This is a genomic window from Cetobacterium somerae ATCC BAA-474 (genome assembly GCF_000479045.1).
Classification (GTDB): Bacteria; Fusobacteriota; Fusobacteriia; order Fusobacteriales; family Fusobacteriaceae; genus Cetobacterium_A; species Cetobacterium_A somerae.
The window spans coordinates 1-25039 of record NZ_KI518111.1 but is presented as its reverse complement, the minus strand read 5'-3'; the positions used below and the strand labels follow the sequence as shown (position 1 = coordinate 25039).

The following is a 25039-nucleotide window of genomic DNA, read 5'->3' as shown; positions in this document are numbered from 1 at the left end:
TAGAATTTACACAAAATTTGAAGAAGACTCAATAACACTTTTTTTATAACCCTCTAATCAATTTAGAGGGTTTTCTATTTTTATTTAATATGCTATACTAATCTAATCGACTATCTAATTTTAAAGGAGTTTTAAGTTATCTATGAAAATAAAATCTTATAATATTTTTGCTGCTTTGTCTGTTGTTCTTGTAGTTATCTCTCTCATTTTTTACTTAGTAATTAAAAATAATAGATTAAAAGAGGAAGAATCATCTTTTTTAAAAAGAATTACTGTTAGTAACAGTTCTATTGATTTTGATAAACTTATTCCTTTAGAAAAAGAGGTATGGGATAAATTTCAAAAAATACCTAAAAATCAATACTCTTCTAAATATGAGGAGATTGCTGAAAATAATAGAGTTCTTTTAAATCTTCGTTCTAGACAAAATATTGGAGCTTATATTCTAAAAAAAGTTCTAAATAGCGGAGAGCTCTCTCCTAAAGCTAGACTTTTTACTTTAAATAAACTTAGAGTTTTAGATGCTACTTCTGGAAATATTGTTAACTCTATAAAGCTTACTATGGAATATCTGAATTTAGCTGAAGAACTTAATTCTGAGCATGATATCATTAGAGCAAAAATATCTTTATCTTCTATTTTTAATAGCTTAGGTGGGCATGAAACCTCTATTAAAATACTTCAAGATATTGATATTGAAAACAAAGATTTTCCCAATGTTTCAAGAACTGCAATCTCAATATATCTTTATTTAGGTGAAAATTTTGGTTTCTTAAATAACACTACAGAGGGATTTAAATATTTGAATAAAATTACACCTCTATTAAAAGATCAACCTGAAAGTTATCAAAAAAATGTTTTAATTCTAAAAAACCTTTTAGAAGCTAGACTCTATCTAATATCTAATAATAAAGAAGCTGCTTTAAATTGTCTAAACATTGCTAACCCATTATTAGACAACTTAGATAAAGCCTTTTTTACTGACCTTGAAAATCTTCGTTTAGTAACTTTAGAGAGCTACTATTTAAAATATGAACCTGAAAAGTTTTCTCCAACTAATCTGAAAAACTTTATAGAAACTTCTGATTTTTATGGAGATATTACATTTTTAAAAATAGCCTTTAAGTTATTATTTCAACACTACTATGAGACTAATAATTTTAAAGATTATAGTGATTTAGCTAAAGATTATGATGAATATTTAGAAAGAGTCAGTGTAGCTAACAATAAAGTTTTTAGTTTGTATCTTATTGAAAATATTGAACATGAGCGTTTTGCTAGAGAAAATGAAAAGTTATATAAAAACATAGCTTTCCTTATTATCTCTATGGTTTTAATTTTAGGTGTTGCATATAAACGTATACTTTACCTTGATAAAAAAGCTAAAATTGATGCGCTAACAACTATTGGAAACAGGCTTGCTTTTAAAGAGGATATAAACTCTTTAAAATCTAGTAATGAATACTCTATGTTACTTTTTGACATAGATAATTTTAAAAAAATAAATGATACTTATGGACATGAATTTGGTGACGAAGTGCTATCTACCATTGGTAAAATTCTTAAAACTATTGAGAATAAAGAGATCTCTATATATAGAGTTGGTGGGGAGGAGTTTGCTATTTTATTTGCTCACTTTAACGAAAGTTTTGCTATGGAAAGTTGCGAATATATTAGAAAAAGTGTAGAGAATATCCACTGGAAGTACCCAATTACAGTTACTATAAGTGGCGGTTTTTCCAAGGCTACGGAAAACACATATGCTGAGTGTGATAAAAGACTTTATAAAGCTAAAGGCTCTGGAAAAAATATGATTATATATCAAGATATAAATGAAGGAGATGTTAAATGATTTACCGATTGTTTATCCTTGTTTTTTTTGTAGTTTTTAACTTTGCTTTTAGTGAAGTTTACACACCAGAAACACTTAAAGAAAAAGAGGAGTTTAGTAAGTTACAAAAAGAAAAAATAATTATAGCACTAATAGATGACCCTTTTTATAATTTAAGTTATCCAAATATAAATTCTTTAAACACTACTATGGAAAACTTTTTAAAAAATTATATGCAACTAAATGTAACTTTTAAGAAAGTGCCATATAAAAATCTGCAACGTGATATTAAATCTGGTATCATTAATGGGATAGCTTTAATTCCTAAAAATCAAATATTTGATGATAAGCTTGATTTTAGTGACAGCATTTTTTCTGAAGAACTTTATGTTATCTCACAAAATGAGTCAATACATTCACTAAATGATTTAAATAATAAAATTATATATACATCTCATACTGAACCATATATTAATATTCTTAAAGCTGTTTTAGATAATAATGACCTTCACGCTTATCCTATCCCCGTGGATAATTTAAAAAAATATGATGAGAAACTTATCTTAACAACTAATCCAGTTTTATATAAACCTAAATATGGAATCAAAATAGGTCATTCACCTGGAATTGCTATAGCTTTATCTCATAAATACCTTAATTTAATTCCCTATATTAATAATGCTTTAAATAGTAATTATAGAAAAAAATTTATAGATCAATTAAATACTCTAAATCGTTCTATATCTTATAATAACTTTTATACCTCTTTAGCACCAGAAGAAAAAGAGTATCTAAAAAATCATAAACCCATTAAAGTTATCTATGAAAAAGATACTGATTCTCTTGTTTCGTACAAGTCTCAAATTGATGGAAAGTATAAAGGAATAGCTCCAAATATTTTTAAAGCTTTAAAAAATAATCTTGGAATTAATTTTGTAGATATTACAAGTACTGATTATAAAACAATAACTGATCTTAAAACTAAAGGATTTGATGCAACCGTTCTTTCTAAAACACAAAAACGTAGTAAAGATTTCATATTCTCTGAAAAAATATACGAAGTTGGAACCTATATTATTAATTTAGATAATTCTCCATCATCTAGTAAAACCATTGGAGTTCTAAAAGACAGTGTTGAAGAACATATAGCTCAAAGATACGATATTAATAAAAATATTATTATATTTGATGATTTTAACTCAATGGTAAAAGCTTTAGATGATAGAAAAGTCGGAAATTTACTTGTAACTAATAAAGAGTATTTCGATTCTAATAAATATAATATTATTCTTTTTGAAACAATTCCTGTTAACTTTATGTTTAATAAAGAAGATGTAGTTTTAAGAGATATTATAAACAAAGCTTTTGAATACTCTATTGATTTAAAAAATTTTGCTGAATTATCTCAACTTGAAAGAGATGCTGAAAATAAAATTGTCTATTTAAAAAATAGAGAAATTAAAGATACACTTATTATTTTTTCAATAGTTTTTATTTTTATAATTTTTGCTATTTCAGTTTATTTATATAAAGAGCGTTTAAATAAAAAGAATCTACTAAAAGATTCATTAACAAACTTACCAAACAGATTTATTTTTGATAAGTTTTGTAATGAGGAAAACTCACTTACTGGTTCTACTTTTGTTATAGATTTAAATAACTTTAAAAATATAAATGACTCTTTAGGTCATGAGTTTGGAGATGTTATTTTAAAAGAGTTTGCCAACTTCTTAAAAAATAGTTTTATAGATTCCCATATTTTTAGAATCTCTGGAGATGAGTTCTATGGTTTCTCTTTTGAAAGTCATGAAGAGATTATTGGAAAATTAAAAAAATATAAAGATTTTTGTCCTACACTTTTAAAATATAATATTACCTTTAATTTAGGAGTAAGTCATAAAACAGCAAATATTTCACTTGCTACTAGTTTTAAATACTCTGATTTAGCTATGCTTGAAACTAAAAAAGAAAAAAGCAAATTTTATAAAATTGCAGATGATAAATTTATTGAAAAAATGGATAGGGAATCCTCTATACTTTCTCTATTAAAAGAGGATATCAGTGGAATATACCCTATGTTTCAACCTAAATACTGCATTAAAACCAATAGAATTATTGGTGCTGAAGCTCTTGCTAGATATAGTTCATTAGAACTTGGTCCAATAGGGCCCTTTGAATTTATACCAATAGCTGAAAAGTACAACTTTATACATAAAGTTGATTATAAAATTGCTAAAGAATCTATTGTTTTTATTAGGGATCTTCTTGAAAGCGAAGTATCTTTAGATAATTTCAGAATCTCATTTAATATCTCTATGAAAACTTTTAAAAGAGATGACTTAATAACCGTACTTACTGGACTTCTTAATTACTTTAAAGTTCCTGGAAAATATATTGAAGTAGAGATTACTGAGTCTATCTTTATTTTAGATATGAAAGACTTAATTACTAAATTAAAAGCACTTAAAAATTTAGGTATTCAAATATCACTTGATGATTTTACAGCAGGACACTCTACAGCAGGACTTCTACCTCTTTTACCAATGGACGTAGTTAAGTTTGATAAATCTCTTTTAGATTCTCTTGAAGTAAATAAATCAAAAGGTAAGATTGTTTATAAAAATTTAACCTCTTTAATAAAGGATTTAAACTTTAAGATTGTTTCTGAAGGAGTTGAAACAAAAGAGCAGTTAGAGTTTCTAAAATTTCTAGGTGTTGATTATGCTCAAGGTTATTACTTTAGTAAGCCTATTTCAAAAGATGAATTTACTACGGAGGTTAAGACACTATGATTTTTAAACTTGTTTATCCTTTGTTGATTATTTTATTTTTTATCTCAACTTTTATCAACAAAAATAATCTATTTAATGACATAAACTCATCTGTTGATAATTTTAATATTCGTTTTAATAAGGATATACAAACATTAAAAAATGAGATTGATTTTTTAGATGCTACTAAAAAAAGTTTACCTTTTGAAAATTACACTGTTGCTGAAAATATAATATACTTTGATATAGATGGAAGTGGAGTTTATTTTAAAAATATTACTTCACATCCCAATCAATTTAATTTTTATAATTTAAAAGAAGCCAAAGAAAATCTGAACTCTAAATTTAATAACTCTCTTCTTTTCATTGTTTATAATAATATACGTTCTTTAAAAAACGATAGAAAAGTTATTTATACTGATGATTTTAGTCAAACTTGGGTTAAAGTTTTACAAAAAGGAGCTCTAAGTTTTGATGTTTTCCAAAATAAGAGAAGTATCTCTAGAAATAACACTGAATTTGCTCTTTATAATCTCTATACTGATAGAGCTCATGACAAAGAGATGTTTACAATAATATTTCCAGAATATGATTATTTTAATAACTCCCAAAAGCTTCGTGCTCTTTGGTATTTTGACTTTGATCCTAACTTCTTTGCTAAAAATACAAATAAATTAAAAAGTATTTTAGGATTAAATACCTATATTATTGATGGAGAGTATAAAGTTGTTTATTCAACAGATAAAAAGCATTCTAAAACTATAGAGAGTATTCAAGATTTTTATGTTTTTCCCCTTGAAAAAACTAACTATAAAATCTTAATTGAAAAAGAGGGGGTATTTCAACTTATTAAAACAAAAGAGATTTTTATACTAACTTTTATTATACTTCTAATTTTTTATATAAATAAAAAAGAGAAACTAAAAAAAGAGTTACTCTCTTTGAAAATATTAAATAAGATTAAAAGTGAACTACTTTTAAGAGAACCACTAACTGCTCTTTACAACAGATATTTTTTACAAGAGAAGATAATTTTTCCCATTAAAAATTGTGGTGTGGTACTACTTGATATTGATTATTTTAAAAATATAAATGACAGTTTTGGACATGATAGAGGTGACCTTGTTCTTAAAGCTGTAAGTAATTGTATAAAGTTAGTTTCAATTGGTAATGCTGATGCACTTAGATGGGGTGGAGAGGAGTTTTTAATTATCTTTAAAGATACTGACAAAGAAAAACTTTTAAATAAAGTTCATACCCTTCAAATACTAATTAGAAATTTAAATATTATTGATAACTATAAAATAACTGCTTCATTTGGTGTTATTTACACTGATATTGAAGATAAAAACTCATTTTATAGTGCTGTTTCTAAAGCTGATAAAAATCTATATACTGCTAAAAAAACTGGTAGAGATAAAATAGTAGCATTCTAAAATTAGAATGCTACTTTTCTTTTAAAATATATAGCTAACTCCAGCAGTTACTTTCCACGACTCATTTTCTGAAAAGAAATATTTATATCCAGTATAAAAAGATACTCCTGTAGCAGGGTTTCCAATGGCTCCGTTAAGTCCTAACTCTTGAGAAAAACTATTTTTATCCTTTAAATCTCCTTCATCATTTTCTTCTGAAAGGCGAGCTCTATATTTTACTTCTTCATCTATTCTATTTAATTCCTGCTTTACTCCAGCACTCATAGAAACATCAACAATATGACTCTCTTGAAAATATTGTTTTCCAACTCCCATTCCTAAATACAGTGTATTTAAAACTCCATTTAGATTATCTAAACTCACATTATAATTTCCATAGTTTTCATTGATACTTCTTTGAAAAACTGCTACAGATTGTAGCTTTCCCATGGGTTCAAAATATATTGAATCAATATCTATCTTTTTAGAGACCTTTCCCATTCCACCAAAAAAATGATTTTTTAAGTTAGAATTTAAAGCATCATCTAAATTTTGGCAATTAAATCCTATTAGATCTTCACTATATTTTAGATATGCAATGTTTACCTTGGGGTCTGTTTTAAATTGAGGGGTTTTTAGAGCAGTTTTTAGATTACTATCCATCTTTATGTAACTCATAGTCCAACCTGAATCTAATTTTAGATTTAGCGGATATCTTTTTCCAATAAATAGTTTATTTTCATTTTTTTCAAAACTATATAGTAGTTGAAAAACTAAAATAAAAAATAGAAAAAAAATCTTCACCACTTAACCTCCTCCTTAGCTCTTTTTTTATTTATACTAACTTTTTTTATTTTACCTTTTGAATTTTTTCTCTTATATTTTTTTTAAAAGAAATTTTTACTTTTTCACGAATATAAAAGTAACGAAAACGTATTTATGGGAGGTTAATTTATGGGATTATTTTCATGGATTATTTTAGGACTTTTATCTGGAGCATTAGCTAGACTTATGATGCCAGAGGTATATACAGCTGGGCTTTTTGCTACTACAATTCTTGGAATTGTTGGGGCATTAGTAGGTGGATTTATAGGTAGTCTTCTTGGAATAGGATCTGTTACTGGTCTTAACTTAGGAAGTATCTTTTTATCTGTAATTGGTGCTTTTGTTGTTCTGTTCCTATTTATAAAATTTAGAGGAAGATAATATTAAGGAGGGGTTCATGGTAAATATAACTATTAATGGAAAAAACTGCTCTGTTGATGAGAAACTCTCAGTTTTAGAGATTTTACAATCACTAAAATTAGAGATTCCAACTTTTTGTAGAGATGAAAGATCTGATGAAAAACTTGGTATTTGCGGAATGTGTGCTGTTTCAATTGATGGGACTGTTACAAAAAGTTGCAAAACTATCCCTACTGAAGGTATGGTTATAGATACCATAGCTCCTGAAGTTATTAGCAATCGAAGGCAACTACTTCAAAAATATATAGATAATCACCATGTAAACTGCCTTGTTTGCCAAAAATCAGGTCAGTGTAAACTTCAAGAGTATTGCTATAAATATGGAATAGATAAAACTATTCCCAATAGCTTAGATCTATTACCTATCGATGATTCCAATCCATTTTTTGTAATAGATCCAAATAAATGTATTGGGTGTGGAAAGTGCGCTCAAATTTGTAGAAATCTTCAGTGCAATCACGCTTTAAAACTGAAAACTACAAATGGAAAAATGCACACTTGGGCTAATAAAGCTGATAACATAAATAGCTCAACCTGTGTTTCATGTGGAAACTGCGTAAGCTTTTGTCCAACTGCTGGGTTACTTCCAAAGTATAAACACCAGTTTAGACATTGGGAGACTAAAATTGTAAAAACAACTTGTGGATACTGTGGTGTTGGATGCCAAATTAACTTTGAAGTTAAAGATAATACTATAGTTGAAGCACACCCTGCTTTAGTTAAACCAAATGTTGGACTACTTTGTGTTAAAGGTAAATTTGGATTTTCATATGTAAATCATCCTGAACGTTTGACTCATCCTCTTATTAAAGAGAATGGTGTCTTTAGAAAAGCTAGCTGGAATGAGGCGCTCTCACTAATTACTAAAAAATTAAGTGATACTATGAAAAACTATGGTGGCGAAGCCATTGGAGCTTTTTCATCTGGTAAATGTACAAATGAGGAGAACTATCTTTTCCAAAAGTTCTTTAGAGGAGTTGTAAAAACAAACAATGTTGACCACTGCTCAAGACTTTGCCATAGCTCATCATCTGCTGCTCTTGGAAAAACTTTAGGATATGGAGCTATGTCTAATAGTGTGCATGAAGGTTTTGATTCTAAAGTTGTTTTAATTAGTGGTGAAAACATCAGAGAAACTCATCCTGTTTTAGGAACTAAGGTTAAACATGCTGTGCAAAAGGGTGCTAAACTTATAATTATAGATATTAGAGATATTGATCTTTCTGAAATTGCCGATGTATTTTTAAAAATAAATCCTGGAACTGATATAGCCTTAGTTAATGCTATGGTAAATGTTATTATTTCAGAAAGACTTTATAATAAAAAATATATTGATGAGAACACTGAAGGGTTTGAAGCACTTAAAGAGAGTGTTAAAGATTATACTCCTGAGTATGCCGAAAAAATTTGTGGAGTTTCAAAAGATGATGTTATTAAAGCTGCTAGAATCTACTCTAGCGATGTAGCTACAACATATTTAGGTATGGGAAATACTCAGCATATAAATGGTTCTGACAATGTCACAGCTCTTTCAAACCTAGCTTTAATCTGTGGAAATGTTGGTAAAGAAAGAGGAGGAGTAAACCCTTTAAGAGGGCAAAATAATGCCCAAGGTGCCTGTGATATGGGTGCATTTCCAGATATCTACTCAGGATACCAAAAAGTTGATGATCCTAAAGTTAAAGAGAAGATGGAAAAGTTCTGGAATGTAGAAAACCTTTCACCTTTTGCAGGAATAACTGTTGTTGAAATGATAGATAAAATATCTAAAAATGAGATGAAGTTTTTATATGTTATGGGTGAAAATCCACTTATGACTGACCCTAACTTAAACCATGTTAGAAGTGCTCTTAAAAACTTAGATCTTCTTGTAGTTCAAGATATATTTTTAACTGAAACTGCTGCTATGGCTGATGTTGTTCTACCAGCAACATGTTTTGCTGAAAAAATTGGAACTTTTGTCAATACAGGCAGAAGAGTTCAAAGAGTTAGACAAGTTGTAACACCTCCTGGTGAGGTAAAAATGGATTTAGATATAATTTTAGAGTTAATGGATCGAATGGGTTATAAACAGATTAATCGAACTCCTGAAACTATCTTCAATGAACTTTGTGAAGTTACTCCACTTTACAGTGGTCTTAGTTATTCACTTATAGAAGATGAGGGTGTGCAGTGGCCAGTTATAAATGGAGTAGGAACTGAGTTCTTATATGAGGACCTTTCAAATTTAAAGAGAAAGTTCTCATTGATTCCTGTGGAGTTAGTTAACTCTATAGAGGTTGTAAATGATGAGTATCCTTACTACCTTTCTACAGGAAGAGTACTTTATCAGTATCATACTAGATCTATGAGTGGTAGAGTTGATGGGTTAAATGAAAAATGTCCTGAACCTTATGCTGAGATGAACTCCAATCTTTTAGAGAAAATATCTAAAAAAGATGGAGATATGATAACAATCAAATCTCGCCGTGGAGAGATTACTTTAAAAATAAAAATACGTGAGGGAGTTAAAGATGGAGTAGTTTTTGTTCCATTCCACTTCTCTAGTGCTTTAGTTAACGAGCTTACTGGTAGTGAGTTTTTAGAGCCAATCTCTAAAACTCCTGAGTATAAAATATGTCCAGTAAAATTAATATAAAAAATTATTTTTTTAAGAGGATTTTTATAAAAATCTTTGAATATACTTTTTAGATATAATTTTTGGAATAGCCTGTTAAGTAAAATTTAAATAAATGGAAAAGAGATTAAGGGTTCTGACCAGACTTTAATCTCTTTTCTATTTTTTGTAATAAATTGAAGGAAATATTCTTTTTATTTAGTATATTCGAGCCAGATTGATAATAATATATTTTTAAGGAGGAATTATATGGAGATATTTGCAGATTATATTCGTTCTAACGTTTTAATTGCACTCTTCCTATCTATTGGTATTGGTTATGCTATAGGAAAAATCAAAATCGGAAAATTCCAATTAGGTGGAATTGCTGGTAGCTTAATCATTGCAGTTATAATTGGACAACTTGGGTTTAATGTTCCTGGTATTTTAAAAACTGCTTTCTTTGCTTTATTTATCTATGCTTGTGGATATGAAGGTGGACCAAAATTTTTCGGAGCACTAAACAATAAAGCTTCTATGAAGTTTGTAATCTCATCCTTTTTTATGACTGTTATAGGTTTGCTGTGTGTTCTTTTTTGTGCATACTACTTTGATTTAGATAGAGGATTAGCAGCTGGACTTGCTGCTGGTGGTTTAACTCAATCAGCTATTATTGGTACTGCAGGGAACTCAATTGGAAACTTAGGTTTAAACCCAGAATTAACTAAACAGCTTCAAACAAATGTTGCTGTAGGTTACTCTGTCACATATATTTTTGGTACTTTAGGGCCTGTTCTTATGGTTGGAACTATTCTTCCACTTATTATGAAATGGGACCTTAGAAAATCAGCTATTGAACTTGAAAAATCTCAATCTAAAGGTATCGTTTTAGGTGAAAATGAGTTTCTTGCTCTTGAAAAAGTTTCTTCTAGAATTTATGAGATAACTAAAGATTCTAAATATGTAGGAAAAACAGCACGTGAGTTAGAAGAGGATTTTAAAGAAAAAATATTTCTTTTAGATGTTTCTCAAAATGGTTCTACTATAAAGGTTGATAACTATGATAACTATATTTTTAAGGAAAATGACTGGGTTGTAATTGGTGGAAAAACAAAGGCACTTCTTAGTTTAGATGGTGTTTTAGGAACTGAAATTTTTGACTGTACTAAGTTTTCTACAACTACTACTGAATATAAAAAATCCATTATTTTCCACTATAAAAAATTTGCTGGAAAAACAATTGAAGAGATAAAAACTCTTTTACCTCCAGCTGCTACTCTTGGTTTTGTTGTAGCTCAAGTTTATAGAGAGAATGAGGAACTTCCTTTAAAACCTGACTTTAAATTTGAAGTTGGTGATGAAGTTATTTTAACTGGTAGAAAACAAAATATAGATAGTTCTTTTAAACTTTTAGGTTATGCCACTCCTAGTAAAAATGTTGTTGATTATATCACTTTCTCAATTGGTATGATTTTAGGTATCATGATTGGAGAGATTACTCTACCTATCGCTGGTATTCCTATATCTTTAGGAACTGGTGGAGGATGTCTTTTCTCAGGTCTTATTTTTGGATGGTTGAAAAGTAGATTCCCTAAAGTTGGAGGAATAGATACTGGTACAGTTTCTTTCCTTAAAGTTTTTGGACTAGTTGTTTTCGTTGTAATTGTTGGTTTAAATGCTGGTAAGAGTGCCCTTGTTACCATTGAACAATATGGTATGACTCTATTCTGGCTTGGTGTTTTTGTAACTATGGTTCCACAGGTTATTACATTCCTATTTGACTACTTTATCTTAAAAATTAAAAATCCAGTTGATTCAGTGGCAATTATAGCTGGAGGTAGAAGTGCTAATCCCGCTTATGCTGAGGTTCTTAGAAAAACTCAAAACTCTACTCCAGTACTACCCTTCTCAGTTGGATATGCTGTAGCAAATGTATTTTTAACTATGTGGGGACCTGTTATTGTTGGAATTATAACTAAAAATTAATTGGAGGTATTATTATGAAAGAGTTAAGCCCATTTGAGCTAAAAGATCAACTTATTAAACTTGCTGACGAAGCTTTTAAAGGTGAAGTTTTAAATGCTGGTAGAGGAAACCCAAATTTTTTAGCCACTCTTCCTCGTAGAGTTTTCAATCTCATTGGTAAATTTGCCATTGAAGAATCTGAAGTTTCATACTCTTACCTACACAATCATATTGGTGGTTTTCCTAAAAAAGAGGGTATCTATACTAGATTTCTAATATTTTTAAGAAAAGAGCAGTGTTCTGCTGAAGCGAATGGAATTTTAACATATTTATCATATATAGAGGATCAAATTGGTTTAAATATTGATGATGTTTTAATGGAGTTTGTAGAAGCTTATTTAGGAAGTCACTATCCTACTCCGCCTAGAATGTTAGTTAATACAGAGATTATTGTAAAAAAATATTTAACTAAAGAGATGTGTCAAAATAAATTAGACTCTGATTTTGATGTATTTGCTACAGAGGGTGGAACTGCTGCAATGTTTTATATTTTTAACTCTTTAGCTACGAATAAACTTATAAAACCTAAGGATAAAATAGCCATTGTTACACCAATTTTTACACCATATTTAGAGATACCTAAATTATCTGAATATGACCTAGACATTATTGAGTTACAATTAGATCCTAAATCTGATTGGCAACTTCCAACTTCTGAGCTTGAAAAACTTAAAGACCCTAGTATAAAACTACTATGTCTTGTTAATCCAAGCAATCCACCATCAACAAAATTAAGTACTGAAACTCTTTTAAAACTAAAAAAATTAGTTGATGAAGACAGACCAGATTTAATGATTATAACTGATGATGTTTATGGAACATTTAGCGATAACTTTGTTTCATGTTTTGGAGTAATCCCTAAAAATACACTTTTAGTTTACTCATTCTCTAAATATTTTGGAGCAACAGGATGGAGACTTGGTACTATATCTATCTCTCACGACAGTATTTTTGATGAGCTTTTAAAAACAGCTGATGATGAGGTTAATAATAGATATACTATAATAACACCAACTCCTAAAACACTATCATTTATTGATAGAATTGTTGCTGATAGTAGAGCTGTTGGTTTAAATCATACTGCAGGTATATCTACACCTCAGCAACTACAGATGGCACTATTTGCACTAAACTCTTTAGTTGATTTAAACTCATATTACAAGAACTCTTGTAAGGCTCTTATTAGAAATAGATGTAAACTTCTTTACTCATCTTTAGGAGCTCATTTTGAAGATAATGAAAATGTTGTAAGCTACTATACTCTTATAAATGTAGCTGATATAGCTCTTGAGCTTTTTGATGAAAAGTTTGCACAGTGGTTTAAGGATAACAATAAAATAAATGATTTTCTATTTGCTTTAGCTAAGGAAACTGGTGTTGTACTACTTCCTGGTAAAGGATTTGGAGACACACATCCAACTTTAAGAGTTTCTCTAGCTAACTTAAAAGAGTATCAATATGAAGCTATTGGTAAAAAGACTAAGCAGATATTAAAAGAGTTCCATACTCAATATGAAAACTCTAAATAGTAAAAAAGACTAGAGTTAAACTCTAGTCCCATCTATAAGCTGTAGATATTTATCATATCTGCAGCTTTTTTCAATGCTTTCTCCTTCTTTTTAGCTTCAATCTCCACGTCAAACTCTTTAAAAAGCCAGATATATTTTTTTATATCCTCCTCTGAGATGTAATCACTATGAGATTTATCATCTATATAGTCTTTTCCACTTGATATATGAGCTAAAGGTTTTTTGTTTTTCCAACTATTTTTTATTTTTTCCACATCATAGTTCTCATCCTTTGTAACTCTTGCATGATGTACATCTAAGACCATGGGTGTCTCTATTTTTTCACACAACTTCAATACTTCACTAGCTTTATAGTAGTGACAATTTTCTAAAACTAATATGCTCTTTGTATAGCTGTCTAGTTCTTTATATGTTTGAATAAATTTTTCTACTCCATCTTTTTTTCCTATATGAAGAATTAACTCGCTTATCCCTGCAAGCTTTGCAAACTGTACTTGGCTTTCCAGTATTTTCAAGGATTTTTCTATAACTTTTTCACTATCACTATTTAAAACTACAAATTGATCTGGATGAATTATGAGCCTTATCTTAGAACTATACTCTTTTATAAGTTTTAATTTTTCTAAAATATCTCTATCCTCTCTCCAATTCCAAAGATCAGGATATGGTATTACAGACGATGAAACTCTATAGATATAGTTGTTTTTTAAGCAAAACTTTATACACTCTAAAGTGTAATCTAAATTAAATAGTGCTGCTTCTTTAACTTTTTCTAAGTTAAAATTTTTAAGTGCATTTACACCCTTTTTCATACCTTTTCCATCTAACATACAAACAAGCCCTAGCATTTTACCACCATCCTAAAATCTATATCCTATATCTATGGCTACTGAATCTTTTGTTCCCCAAGTTGTTTCTACCATTAAAGTCATATTATTTGAAAGTTGAATAAATACTCCAGCTGCAGGAGATATTTCATCTAATTCTAAATCTATAGTGGCATTTAAATCTCCAATTCCAGCTTTAACTTGTGTTCCCATAAGTTGATAAGTAGCTCCTAAGTATGGAGTTATATTGGTTATAAAGGTATCTTTTGGCTTAAAGCTGTAACCTAATCTCGCATTTGAAACCTCAGCTTTTTTCTTAGCTAAACCATCTTTCATATGAATTTCCGTATAAGTATATTGAAGCATTCCAAAAACATTTTTGTACTCTCCTGCTAAAATACCTCCTATACCATAGATATCTCCCTCTGTTTTAAACTTTCCATTTAATTTTACTTTTTCTAAATGGTTGTTTATTTTATCTTCGTAGCCACCTATTATTCCATCTATAAAATTGTTTCCTGTTCCTGGTATTCCTATTTTAGGGTTTCCAGCTCTCATATCTACATCTGCTTCTAGTTGTCCATAGATTCCATAAATAGATAAAAATGGTAATACAAAGTAATCAAGCTTAACTCCCTTAACTTTAGCTTTTACTTCTATAGAATCTGGATTTACAATTTCCAAATCTACCTCATTGTTTCCAATGGGAATTTTTTTTATGTTTATATCAATGTTGCTTATCTTCCCAGCCTCTGTTTGAGTTACTCCTAATCCCGATATACCCCAACGATTCATTGGATATGGAATTCCATTCCAATACTCCTGTGCTAAAACCAGTTGTGATAGTAAAAATAATAATCCCGTTGTTCTTTTCATGCTTTCTCCCTTAATTTTTTTCCCTTAAAACCCGTTTAAACCCTTTTTATTGTATCATATTTACTATTTTTTAATTATTTTTTATTTTTTAAAATAAAAAAAGAAATCCTATATAACTTGATTTTTGTACGGAAAAAGCGTATAATTCAATTAACAGAAATTATTAGTAAACCAAAAAGAGGAGTAACATGTCCAGTTGCCCTCTTTTTATTTTTTGCATTAGATGTTATACTATTAAAGCAGTTTGACTCTTGGAAAACTAGCCTTTCGTAGAAAGGAGGTTTACTAATGTTAAAAATTTCTGTTATTATAGTTTTCTTTCTAGTTTCTAAATATATCTACTAGAAAAGAGAAAAACTGTACAAACTAGATTGGACACCTAGTTTCTGGCAAGGATAAAACCTTGCCTTTTTATTTTTTAAAATAAAAAAAGAAATCCTAAAGTATCTTAGAATAAAAGATTAGAAAATAGAACTATTTTAGAAGGAGGTTGTAAAATGGGAATTTTAACATGGATCATCCTTGGTATTTTAGCTGGTGCTTTAGCTAAGTTCATCATGCCCGGTGCTCAAGGTGGAGGAATAATTGCCACTATGATACTTGGTATCGTTGGAGCCTTCGTTGGAGGATTTTTAGGTAGTATTATTGGTATTGGTTCTGTTCATGGATTAAATATTGGTAGTATCTTTACTGCAGCTTTTGGAGCCATTGTAGTTTTATGGCTTTTCAATAAATTCAGATAAACAAAGAAGAGAGATTTCGGCCCCTTCCCCGAGATCTCTCTTTTTTTAATTTAAAATTATCAGTTTTTCGTGAATTTTACTTCAATTTTTACATAGTCCCAATTATATTTAAAAACCATCCCGTAGTTTTATAGTCCTGTTCTCCCAAAGAGTCCTTGAATCCAGAGAAGTTATATCCCCCTCCTAGCTTCATGTTTCTATCTATATTTTTATAAACTCCAAAGATAGCCCCACTTAAAACATCCTCATTAGCTCGGTCCACTAACCACTGATATTGTCCAAAAACTTCCCAACTATTCATTACACTGTAGTTAGCCTTAAATCCTAACATATAAAGATCATTTAAATAGTTATTCTTCTCACGTCTATATCCATTTTTCATGGATATATCAAGAGATCTTGTAAATGAGTAGATTGTTTCAAACTCCCCTATATGAGCACTAAAATCCTTATTAGTTTTACTATCCTTATCTAATATCACTGTATATCTTGATAGATAGTTTAATCTGTCATTGTCTATAGGTCTATAAGCTAGCCCCATACTGCTCTCTAAGTAACTAGTTTTATAACTATCATCTGTAAATGAGTAGTTTATTTTTCCTGCAAAAGTATACTCTTTATTATATCTATATGTAAAAGAGTTAGTTGTTAAATACTGCTCTATATCCTCTGAACCTTTATCCTCTCTATACTCAACTCTATTTCTTAAAGTTAAACTCTCTAATTCAGCTCTTAAATATAGTGACCCACCTCTTCGACGACTTCTCTCATCATTTGGTAAAATTAACTCACCATGTTGAATAGATCCACCTAAAGTTACTCCTCTTCTTAAATCGTAATCTATACCATAACCTTGAAGAGTAGCATTTTTACCACGCTCTTTTACAAACTGATTCTCCTGGTAGATACTTGTTCTCTCTCCAACTCTAGCTCTTTGACCAACAGTGTATCTATCTCTAGATATCTCTCCATCTGAACTATACCCTGAATAGATATTGTAGTTATCGAAAAGTTGATAATCTCCTCCAAGCTCAAAGTAGTTTCCTGAATCACCAAAAGAGGTTCTACCATTAACTTTTAATCTATCGTTTATTCTTTTTTCAGCACCTAGAGATAGTGCATTACTAAGTCCAGCTTTTATCTCACTATAAAGCTTTGTACTTTCATTTAAAATATACTCCAATTTAGCACTAGTTACTGTTCCTGTTTCTCTTTTTTCTCCCCACTTCATCTGGTCTACATATTGAAACTTTAGATAACTTTTCAGATTTTCAGAGTGACTATATTTTAGTTCACTTCCAAAAGTTTCTAAAAATCTATCATCTAAGTCTGAAGCAAAGGAGTATCCACGCTCTTTTCTTTCGTACCAAGCTTTTAATTCAGCCTCTTCTAAAAGTTTTAAAGCTCCTGTAATTCTATAGGCATTTCCAGATATTTTACTGTCATCTCTACTCACCTCTTGGAAAGTTAATCCTCCATCAAAAGACAAATAGTTACTTACGTTTGAAACTCCAGAGCTAGTACTAAACTCACCCTTTATATAGTTTCCCTTTTCATCTTTTAATTTAACCTCTACCCCCTTTAAATCGTAGTCTGTTTTCCCACGACTTTCATGAACAGCAGTTACTCCTACACTTAGATTTTCATTTATATCTTTAACAGTTTTTACACCGTAATTTGATGAATCTACAACCTCTCCATCCTTAGGAAGATAGCTATAATCAACCACTAAATATGCATAGTAGTCTGTGGAACTTCCACCACTTAAAGGTGTTGTAAGTATAACTCTTCCTATAAAAGGGTCAATCTCATAGTCTCTTCCCTCTTGTAAGTAGATTACCTTTTCCACAACATAGGTATCTGCATCAACAATTTTTATCCAAACTTTTTGGCTACCTTTTAACACTTCACCATTTTTTAGAAAATATAAACTTCCACCAGTTCCTAAAAACTCATCATGTCCATACATAGTGTTTGGAGTACTCATAAATACTTTTACATTTATATCATCCTCTTTATACTCACTTTTAAATCCATACAACTCTTTATTATAGTCCATAAACTTTGTTCCCACAAAACCAGTTTCATAGTTACCCCACATTAGGTATGATTTTTTATGCTCTAACTTTAGGTAAAGCTTTCCATTTGTATTTACCTCTTTTCTAATTTTAGAGTCATCCCCATAAGTTGGATAATAAACATAGTCATCATCTGTAACTCTCTCTAAAAGTGTTTGATTCTTTTTATCCTTAGTATCAAAATGTAGTGTTAGCTTATAGTCTCCATAGCTACCCTTACCAAAATATGTAACTCTTGGTTTGTCACTATCCTTTCCTATATATGCATCTACTAATCCTGTTCCCATATATGTATAATTCTTTTCAGGTTCCTTCTCTCCTTTTTGAACTATAAAGTTAAACTTTGTTAAAGAGTATGGAGTTATTCTTTTTACAAGAGGGTTTTCACTTTTAATTACACTTCCCTTTGGTAAACTATTTTCATCAAGTTTTACTGTAAAGTTTTCACCAAAAGCTTTATCCACCCACTGATCTGGAAGATGAAATCTACCAAACTCATCAGCTTGAACCACAACTCCACTTGGAGTATAAACAACTGCATATGGTATTCCTTTATCAGTTGCCTCATCTATTACTTTACCAATTATAGTAGCTGTATTTAAAAGAGAGTCTCCCTTTACATCAACACTACTTTCACCTATATTTGATATCTTACTATTTCTATTGGCTACATAACTTTGGAAAATATTTTTTCCCATATTAGCTCCAACAGTTGCTTTCATATAGAAAGTTTTACTATATTTTTCCCCTGGTTTTAAACTGAATTTTTGAAACTCTTCGTCTAAATATCTAAATCCTTTTGGAGTAGTATTTTTTAAACTTAGATTTTCGTAACTCTCTTTATCCAAATTTTCCACATTAACAGTAAATCCTACAACCTCTCCTAGCTTTATCTCACTCTTTGTAGAACTTAAACGTACTCTAACTCCCTGCTCAACCTTCTCCTCTTCTGAATACTCAGATAGTGGTTTTAAATAGATTGTTTGATCATCATTTGTTCCACCAGCTATTTTAGCTTTACTTTCTATAACTCCAATTGCACTGCTATCTATATCAGCTTCTACTAAAAACTCTATCGTTACTCCAGGACCTATATCTACCTTTGTATTTAAATCCTCTCTTCCAGATACCTCATTTTTTAAATATGTATACTTTTTAAATCTACTAGATTCATCTTTTGCTCCTAAATATGTTACTTTCCAATTTGAGAAAGCTCTTCCATAACGCTTCCCCTCTTTCTCAGTTGTAACTTCAGAAAGTATGTCCTCTATAGGAATAGAACGACCATATCCATCACCTTTATTTTTGATAGTAAGCATGTATTTAAGTTTATCTCCAGGTTTATATATACCATTTTCAGGTTCTAAAAGAGTCTTTTCTCCACTTATAGAACTGCCAACACTTCCCAGTTCATCAGTGGTTTTTCCCATTCCATTTACAACAAAGCTCATTCCACTTAAAGTCCCAATAGCTTTATCTGAAACTATTCCTGATATCTCAAAAGTTATACTACTTTTAGGAGCAAAATCTACACTCTTTTTTATATAGTTTCCTGTGTCTCCCATTTTAGATGTTATAACTGTCCTTGGGTCACTACTTTTTACACTTATATTTATTCCCTCTAAAACTTTCTCTTTTACATCTGATCCAGCTACTAAAGCTTTTATCTCATCTAAATTACTTTCAACACTTAAATTATCTAAAAATCCCTCTCCTATATTTTTTAAAGTAGCTTCATAAGTTACCATATCTCCAGGTTTATATCTCACACCACTAGTTACTATTTTTCCATTTACACTTTTCAAACTACTTGAAAACTCTAGTTTTCCAGGTAAAGATTTAACTTCACTCTCTTTTACATCTTCACCATAAATAGATTTCATATGTATACTATCAAAAATACTGTTTTTAGTGACACCTTTAAAATTATATTTTATCTCCTGTCCAGGGTATAGAATTGGAGTCTTCTCAATTGGTGAATCATTTTTAAAAGCAGTTACTTTTTTATTTTCAATTCCAGAAGCTGAAACTAAAGCTTCATCTACACTTAATCTGTATTTTTGTTCGTATGCAGTTCCGTAACCTCTATTTTTCAAAGTGATAGTATAATTTATCTCTTCACCAGCTTTATAACTATCTTTTGAAACTTTTAAACTATGAGTTACATCACTTTTTTCCATCTTTGCAACTACCTTATCTTTAACAATATCTCCCACTGATTCTTTAGCAACTTTTCCTTTTACTCTATACTCTACAAACCCTCCAGGTAAGATATTTAAAATATCATCTCCCTCTGAAGTTTCATCCACTATTATTCCCTTATCTCGAGATATTTTTTTATCACTAGATGAAAAAGCTAAAATCTCTCTTCCATTTACAGATTTTGTTTTTAAACTATCTATATTACTATTAAATCTATAGTTATTTAAAATTCCAAGACCTTTATTTTCAACTTTAAAAAGATATTCTACATAACCTTCTGATGTATATCCCTTTAGTTTTTTATTTCCACTTTTATCCAAATAGCTCTCTAATTGGGAGGTTACCTTAGGTTCTGAACTGTGTGATGAAATTTTATTATTGACCGTATGACTATCAATCAATACTTTTGATTCTATATCACTAACACTAAAATCATCTACATACACACTATATTTTTTTATAATTTTTTTTCCTTTTCCTAAAGCTATTACCTCTTTTAAACTAGTCTCATTTTTAGGAAAAGCTTTAACAACCTCTCCCTTCCAGTTCACTACTTCACTTTTATTCACTAAAAATTCCAAAGGAATATTACTACCATTTCCTTTTCCACTATTTTTTATCTCTAACTCATATGTGTACTCTTTTCCAGGAGAGTATTTTTCAGTATTTAAAAATTTTATATCTAAACTATATGGCTCGCTTTTAGTAACTAAACCTTTATACTCAATATCACCTAAAATATTCTCGTTTATTTTACCTTTTATCTCATAGATTAAGCTCTCTCCAAAAGGGATATCCATCTCACTTTGAACATTTTCTCTATTACTTTTAACCTCTATATTTGAAAGAAGTAGCTCTTTTTTCCCATTTAAAGTTGGTACTAAAACTTTATCTATACTCTCATCTAACTTGAAGTTATTCAGATATCCTGGGCCATCAGGTTCAACTACAACTTTATAGTTTATATAGTCCCCAGGAGAGTAAGTTTTTAAATCTACCTCTCTTTTTATTTTAGCTTTTGAACCTAACACTTCACCTTTATATGTTCTTTTTTCTAAAAGTTGATTATCCTCATAAATTGTAACTATATTTTTTATCTCTTGAGATAAAAGTTTTGGATTTGGTGTAGCTACAATCTCGTATTTTATACTCTCCTCTGGAAGTAACTCTACAATCCTATCATCTAAAAGATCTCTATCTCCTGTACTAATTTTTTTACCATTTTTAAATATCTCCCAAGAGGTAAATGCCTCTCCTTCAACATCTAAGAATCCTTCACCACTATTTGCTAACTGCCCCTTAACTTTTGTTAAATCATTTACTATCTGAATATCTCTTTTAGGACTATTTTCATAGTTTGAAATTACAATATCATATGTAAAGGCCTTTAGTGGGTTAATCTCCCTACCGTAGAGAGTTTCTAATAAAACTATTAAAGTTATTAAAATTTTTAGTAAAAATAGTAGCTTTTTCACTCTCTCCTCCTTCACAATTTTGTGTCTTTATTATAACATTTTTGAAGGGGAATAATAAAATAAAAAACTAGGAGAATTTATACTCCTAGTTTTTCTGATATGTGTATTTATTTACTAATTTATTTATTTTTTTCTTTTTACAGTTGCTAAATGAGCATTTACTGGAATATTTGAACTATCAAGTCCTGGAGTTTGATTATGTAAATTAAACTCTACTTCAACTTGAGGTCCAAAGAATAGACAATGAGTTGATCCACCAAAATGGAACATTCCTAACTCTTGACCTTTTTTAATATGTTGTCCTTCAAAAACACGTACGTCACATGTTGAAACTTCTGCCATTCCAACAGCCATAAAACAGAATAAACCTATATCTGGATTGTCCGCTTCAATAAAAATTAAAGCACGTGTTGCAACTTCACAGATATAACCTTGTGATTCATTTGGTCCTGCTGGATCAAGTCCTACACTAAGTGCTTGTGAATAATATGTTCCATTTATAATTTTTGTTTTTACAACTTTTCCAGAGATTGGTGCGTGCCAACGATGGTAACTAAGAGCACTTAAAAATGCTTGATAAACAGTTCCACCAACAAATTTTTCAGTCCATGGATCATTATCTAACATAAATTTCAATGCATAAGGTTGTGCTTTTATCCAAAATTTATCATATAGTTGAACATTATTAACTAATCTATATGGAGCAGATTCACAAGCATTTACAACAATAGCGTCATCTTCAGGCATAGCAATAGGTCTAACTCCCTCTCTAAAACGACGTGTGAAAAAGTCATCCCATGAAGTAAAACCATGGTGAGGTAAATTTGGATCACAAATAAAATCATCAACAAATGTTGGCATTGCTTTTTTAGCATCTGCTCCAAACCAACCTGTTTTAGGATCATCATTTAAAACATGAGCACTTTCTGCTGAAGAAAGATATACAGCCCACTCATCTAACATATTTTTAAGATGTGAATTAATCTTTTCATCTAAAAATCCTGCCCAACCACCAGTTGTAGCCATAGACCAATCTAAGATAGCGTTAAAAGGAAAACCTACAAGCCCAGTTTCATCAAACTCTGGAGAATGAGTCATAATTACATTAAAAAGAGATAGCATATGCTGATAATCACGAACTTGAGGTAAATCAGCTGGTGATTTTGTTTTATTTTTCGCAACTTGATCAAACATCTGAGTAAAAAACATATAAGCTTTTGGATCTGTTTCAATGAAGTTTTTTAATTTTTCAACAGTTGGCAACAATGGTCCTGTTTGCTTATCTGCCTTTTCCATAATTTTTTTCATCCAAGCAACTAATGTTTCTTGGTCTGAAGGCATCCATTTTCCTACCATGAATGTTTTATCAATTGGTTTAATATTTTTTTCCATTCTAACACTCTCCTTAATTTAAATTATAAAAAGAAAAAAATCTCTATATAGTCTATTCTACAAATTTTTTTTTATTTTCCTTGTAATTTTTAAAAAGCAAAAAGCACAGAGTTTAATCTGTGCTTTCTACTAATTCACTTTAATATATTTTAGGAAAATTATTAGGCTGTTTTTACTTTTCTTCTATTTTCAAGTACATCAAAGAAGATTTGAAGCATAAATATAGCTGCTAGTGAGAAGCTTAAAGCACTTCCTACAACTCCAACTGCTTGAAGTAAAATTAGTGCTAAAAGTTGAATACCTAAATATTTAACTCCTATCATCCATACTGAGAAGAATGGGAATGCCACTTCACCATCATTTGTAATCTCTCTTTTAATATCCTCTTTATCCCAGATAAATCCAACAAATACACAAAGAAGTAATCCACCCATTGGTAGTAAGATATTATCTGTTAAGTATCCTAAGAAATCAAAGAAGTTTAATCCAAAGAACACTTTTAACTCTGCTAAAGGTCCAAAAGAGTGTGAGTTTGGAATTGCAAATGCAGCAATTAAACCACTTACTAAAATTGTAGCTTTCTTTCTATCTAACTTCATCTGATCCACAACAAATGATACAACAACCTCTAATAATGAGATAGTCGATGTAAGAGCTGCAAATAGCACAAGTACGAAGAAGATAATTCCAAATAAGTTACCCATTGGCATTGATGCAAATACTTTTGGTAAAGTTATAAAGATTAATCCTGGTCCAGCTGTTGGCTCAAGTCCAAATGAGAATACTGCTGGAAGGATAGCAAGTCCTGCAAGTAAAGCTATTAGTGTATCTAGTACAGGTATACAAAGAGCACTTTTAACTAGGTTAGTATCCTTTGGAAGGTAACTACCATAAGTTATCATAGCACCCATACCTAAACTTAGTGAGAAGAAAACCTGTCCTAGAGCTGCAATTACAACTGCAGGAGTAATCTGTGAGAAATCAGGTTTTAGGAAATATTTAATCCCTTCCATTGCATTTGGAAGAGTTACTGATCTTGCAACGATAATCAACATAAATACAAATAGAATTGGCATCATTATTTTACTTGCTTTTTCAATTCCACCAGATACACCTTTTAAAACGATTAATGCCGTTACTACAACAATAACAAAGCTATATATAATTGGTGAAGTTCCAGAAGAGATAAAATTCCCAAATGTTGTTACTGGGTCCTCTGTAAGTCCACCTCTAATAAACATACCGATATATTTTACAATCCATCCTGCAATTACAACATAGTATGAATAGATAATAAAACAACATAAAATTCCAAAGATTCCAATGAATCCCCAACCTTTTTTAATATTATTATATGAACCAAAGGCATCAGACTTTCCTCTTCTACCTATTGCCATCTCACCTAACATAAGGGAAAAACCTAGTATTACTATTAAAGATAAATAGACAATTACAAATGCTCCTCCTCCATTCTTTCCTGCTAAGTAAGGAAACTTCCATAAATTTCCAAGCCCTATAGCTGATCCTGCCGCCGCTAAAACAAATCCAACACTTGATCCCCAATTACCTCTTTCGTTACTCATAGTTCTTCACCGTCCCTTTTGAAAATTATTTTTTATTTTCAAGAATAATAACACATATAAAATTAAAATACAATAGTTTTTTTACATTTTTTTAGTACTATTGTTCATTGTAAAAGAACTTTAATAAATTAAAAGACTTTAGTACTAATTTTTAAGACATTTTTTAAAACTTTTTACATTTGACACTTTGACCAAATTTATAGTATACTATTCTTAGTAAAACGGAGCCTAAGGCCGATGGCGAAGATGTTTGTAATATATTTGTGTTGTGATGCTGCCATAACAATACGCTTATTAATTCATATTTAAAATTTTTAAGTAAGATAATTTAAGCTATTTAGGCATACCACTTGGTATGTCTTTTTTTTTGGAATATATATTACTTCTTTAGGCGAAGCATAATTTTTTAGGAGGAAACAAATGAAGAAAAAAATCAGAATACCTGATACGT

Annotated in this window: 14 protein-coding genes; 8 read left to right on the top strand and 6 right to left on the bottom strand. The window is 30.0% G+C overall.

The features are described 5' to 3' along the window. The first annotated feature begins 142 nt into the window (after nt 1-142). Genes HMPREF0202_RS04275 through HMPREF0202_RS04265 form a run of 3 tightly spaced genes read left to right on the top strand, consistent with a single transcriptional unit; the run spans nt 143 to nt 6038 of the window. Nucleotides 143-1852, top strand: coding sequence for a GGDEF domain-containing protein (locus tag HMPREF0202_RS04275; RefSeq protein ID WP_023052060.1), 1710 nt, complete (start codon nt 143-145; stop codon nt 1850-1852). Continuing rightward, nucleotides 1849-4623: an EAL domain-containing protein gene (locus HMPREF0202_RS04270; protein WP_023052059.1), complete on the top strand. Its 2775-nt coding sequence runs from the start codon at nt 1849-1851 to the stop codon at nt 4621-4623. Before HMPREF0202_RS04275 ends, HMPREF0202_RS04270 begins: the two co-directional genes overlap by 4 nt. Continuing rightward, complete coding sequence (locus HMPREF0202_RS04265) at nt 4620-6038, top strand: GGDEF domain-containing protein (RefSeq protein ID WP_023052058.1); 1419 nt, start codon at nt 4620-4622, stop codon at nt 6036-6038. The genes HMPREF0202_RS04270 and HMPREF0202_RS04265 overlap by 4 nt, the downstream gene beginning before the upstream one ends. Nucleotides 6039-6059: 21 nt before the next feature. Here the strand turns inward: HMPREF0202_RS04265 and HMPREF0202_RS04260 are convergent, their stop codons facing one another. Continuing rightward, on the bottom strand, nt 6060-6821 hold the full coding sequence (locus tag HMPREF0202_RS04260) for an autotransporter domain-containing protein (RefSeq protein ID WP_170207978.1): 762 nt from the start codon (nt 6819-6821) through the stop codon (nt 6060-6062). Nucleotides 6822-6971: 150 nt separating this feature from the next. On the opposite strand from HMPREF0202_RS04260, the gene HMPREF0202_RS04255 reads away from it, so the two are divergent. The 4 genes from HMPREF0202_RS04255 to HMPREF0202_RS04240 all read left to right on the top strand — a co-directional run bounded on the left by HMPREF0202_RS04255 (nt 6972) and on the right by HMPREF0202_RS04240 (nt 13412). After that, nucleotides 6972-7223, top strand: a complete 252-nt coding sequence (locus tag HMPREF0202_RS04255) for a GlsB/YeaQ/YmgE family stress response membrane protein (protein ID WP_023052056.1) — start codon at nt 6972-6974, stop codon at nt 7221-7223. Nucleotides 7224-7239: 16 nt separating this feature from the next. Further along, the gene (gene fdhF / locus HMPREF0202_RS04250) at nt 7240-9900 is read left to right on the top strand and encodes a formate dehydrogenase subunit alpha (protein WP_023052055.1); all 2661 of its coding nucleotides are present in this window, start codon (nt 7240-7242) and stop codon (nt 9898-9900) included. A 228-nt stretch (nt 9901-10128) separates the two neighbouring features. After that, a complete protein-coding gene (gene aspT, locus HMPREF0202_RS04245; RefSeq protein WP_023052054.1) occupies nt 10129-11844 on the top strand; it encodes an aspartate-alanine antiporter in 1716 nt (571 codons plus the stop codon). A 14-nt stretch (nt 11845-11858) separates the two neighbouring features. Further along, entirely contained in the window at nt 11859-13412 is a 1554-nt protein-coding gene (locus HMPREF0202_RS04240; protein WP_023052053.1) for a bifunctional aspartate transaminase/aspartate 4-decarboxylase, read from the top strand. Nucleotides 13413-13444: 32 nt separating this feature from the next. Here HMPREF0202_RS04240 and HMPREF0202_RS04235 read toward each other — a convergent pair whose 3' ends face one another. Together HMPREF0202_RS04235 and HMPREF0202_RS04230 are read right to left on the bottom strand one after the other, a co-directional pair. Continuing rightward, nucleotides 13445-14260: a UV damage endonuclease UvsE gene (locus HMPREF0202_RS04235; protein WP_023052052.1), complete on the bottom strand. Its 816-nt coding sequence runs from the start codon at nt 14258-14260 to the stop codon at nt 13445-13447. Between the two features lie 12 nt (nt 14261-14272). Next, complete coding sequence (locus tag HMPREF0202_RS04230) at nt 14273-15115, bottom strand: hypothetical protein (RefSeq protein WP_023052051.1); 843 nt, start codon at nt 15113-15115, stop codon at nt 14273-14275. A 497-nt stretch (nt 15116-15612) separates the two neighbouring features. Here HMPREF0202_RS04230 and HMPREF0202_RS04225 point away from each other — a divergent pair, with 497 nt between their 5' ends. Beyond that, complete coding sequence (locus HMPREF0202_RS04225; RefSeq protein ID WP_023052050.1) at nt 15613-15858, top strand: GlsB/YeaQ/YmgE family stress response membrane protein; 246 nt, start codon at nt 15613-15615, stop codon at nt 15856-15858. Between the two features lie 88 nt (nt 15859-15946). On the opposite strand, the gene HMPREF0202_RS04220 is transcribed toward HMPREF0202_RS04225, so the two are convergent. The 3 genes from HMPREF0202_RS04220 to HMPREF0202_RS04210 all read right to left on the bottom strand — a co-directional run bounded on the left by HMPREF0202_RS04220 (nt 15947) and on the right by HMPREF0202_RS04210 (nt 24588). Then, a complete protein-coding gene (locus tag HMPREF0202_RS04220; RefSeq protein ID WP_040406328.1) occupies nt 15947-21613 on the bottom strand; it encodes a hypothetical protein in 5667 nt (1888 codons plus the stop codon). A gap of 123 nt (nt 21614-21736) precedes the next feature. Next, nucleotides 21737-23005 (bottom strand): phosphatidylserine decarboxylase family protein, encoded by a 1269-nt coding sequence (locus HMPREF0202_RS04215; protein WP_023052048.1) that lies wholly within the window; start codon nt 23003-23005, stop codon nt 21737-21739. 161 nt (nt 23006-23166) lie between these two features. After that, nucleotides 23167-24588, bottom strand: coding sequence for a sodium-dependent transporter (locus HMPREF0202_RS04210; protein WP_023052047.1), 1422 nt, complete (start codon nt 24586-24588; stop codon nt 23167-23169). Between the last annotated feature and the right edge of the window lie 451 nt (nt 24589-25039).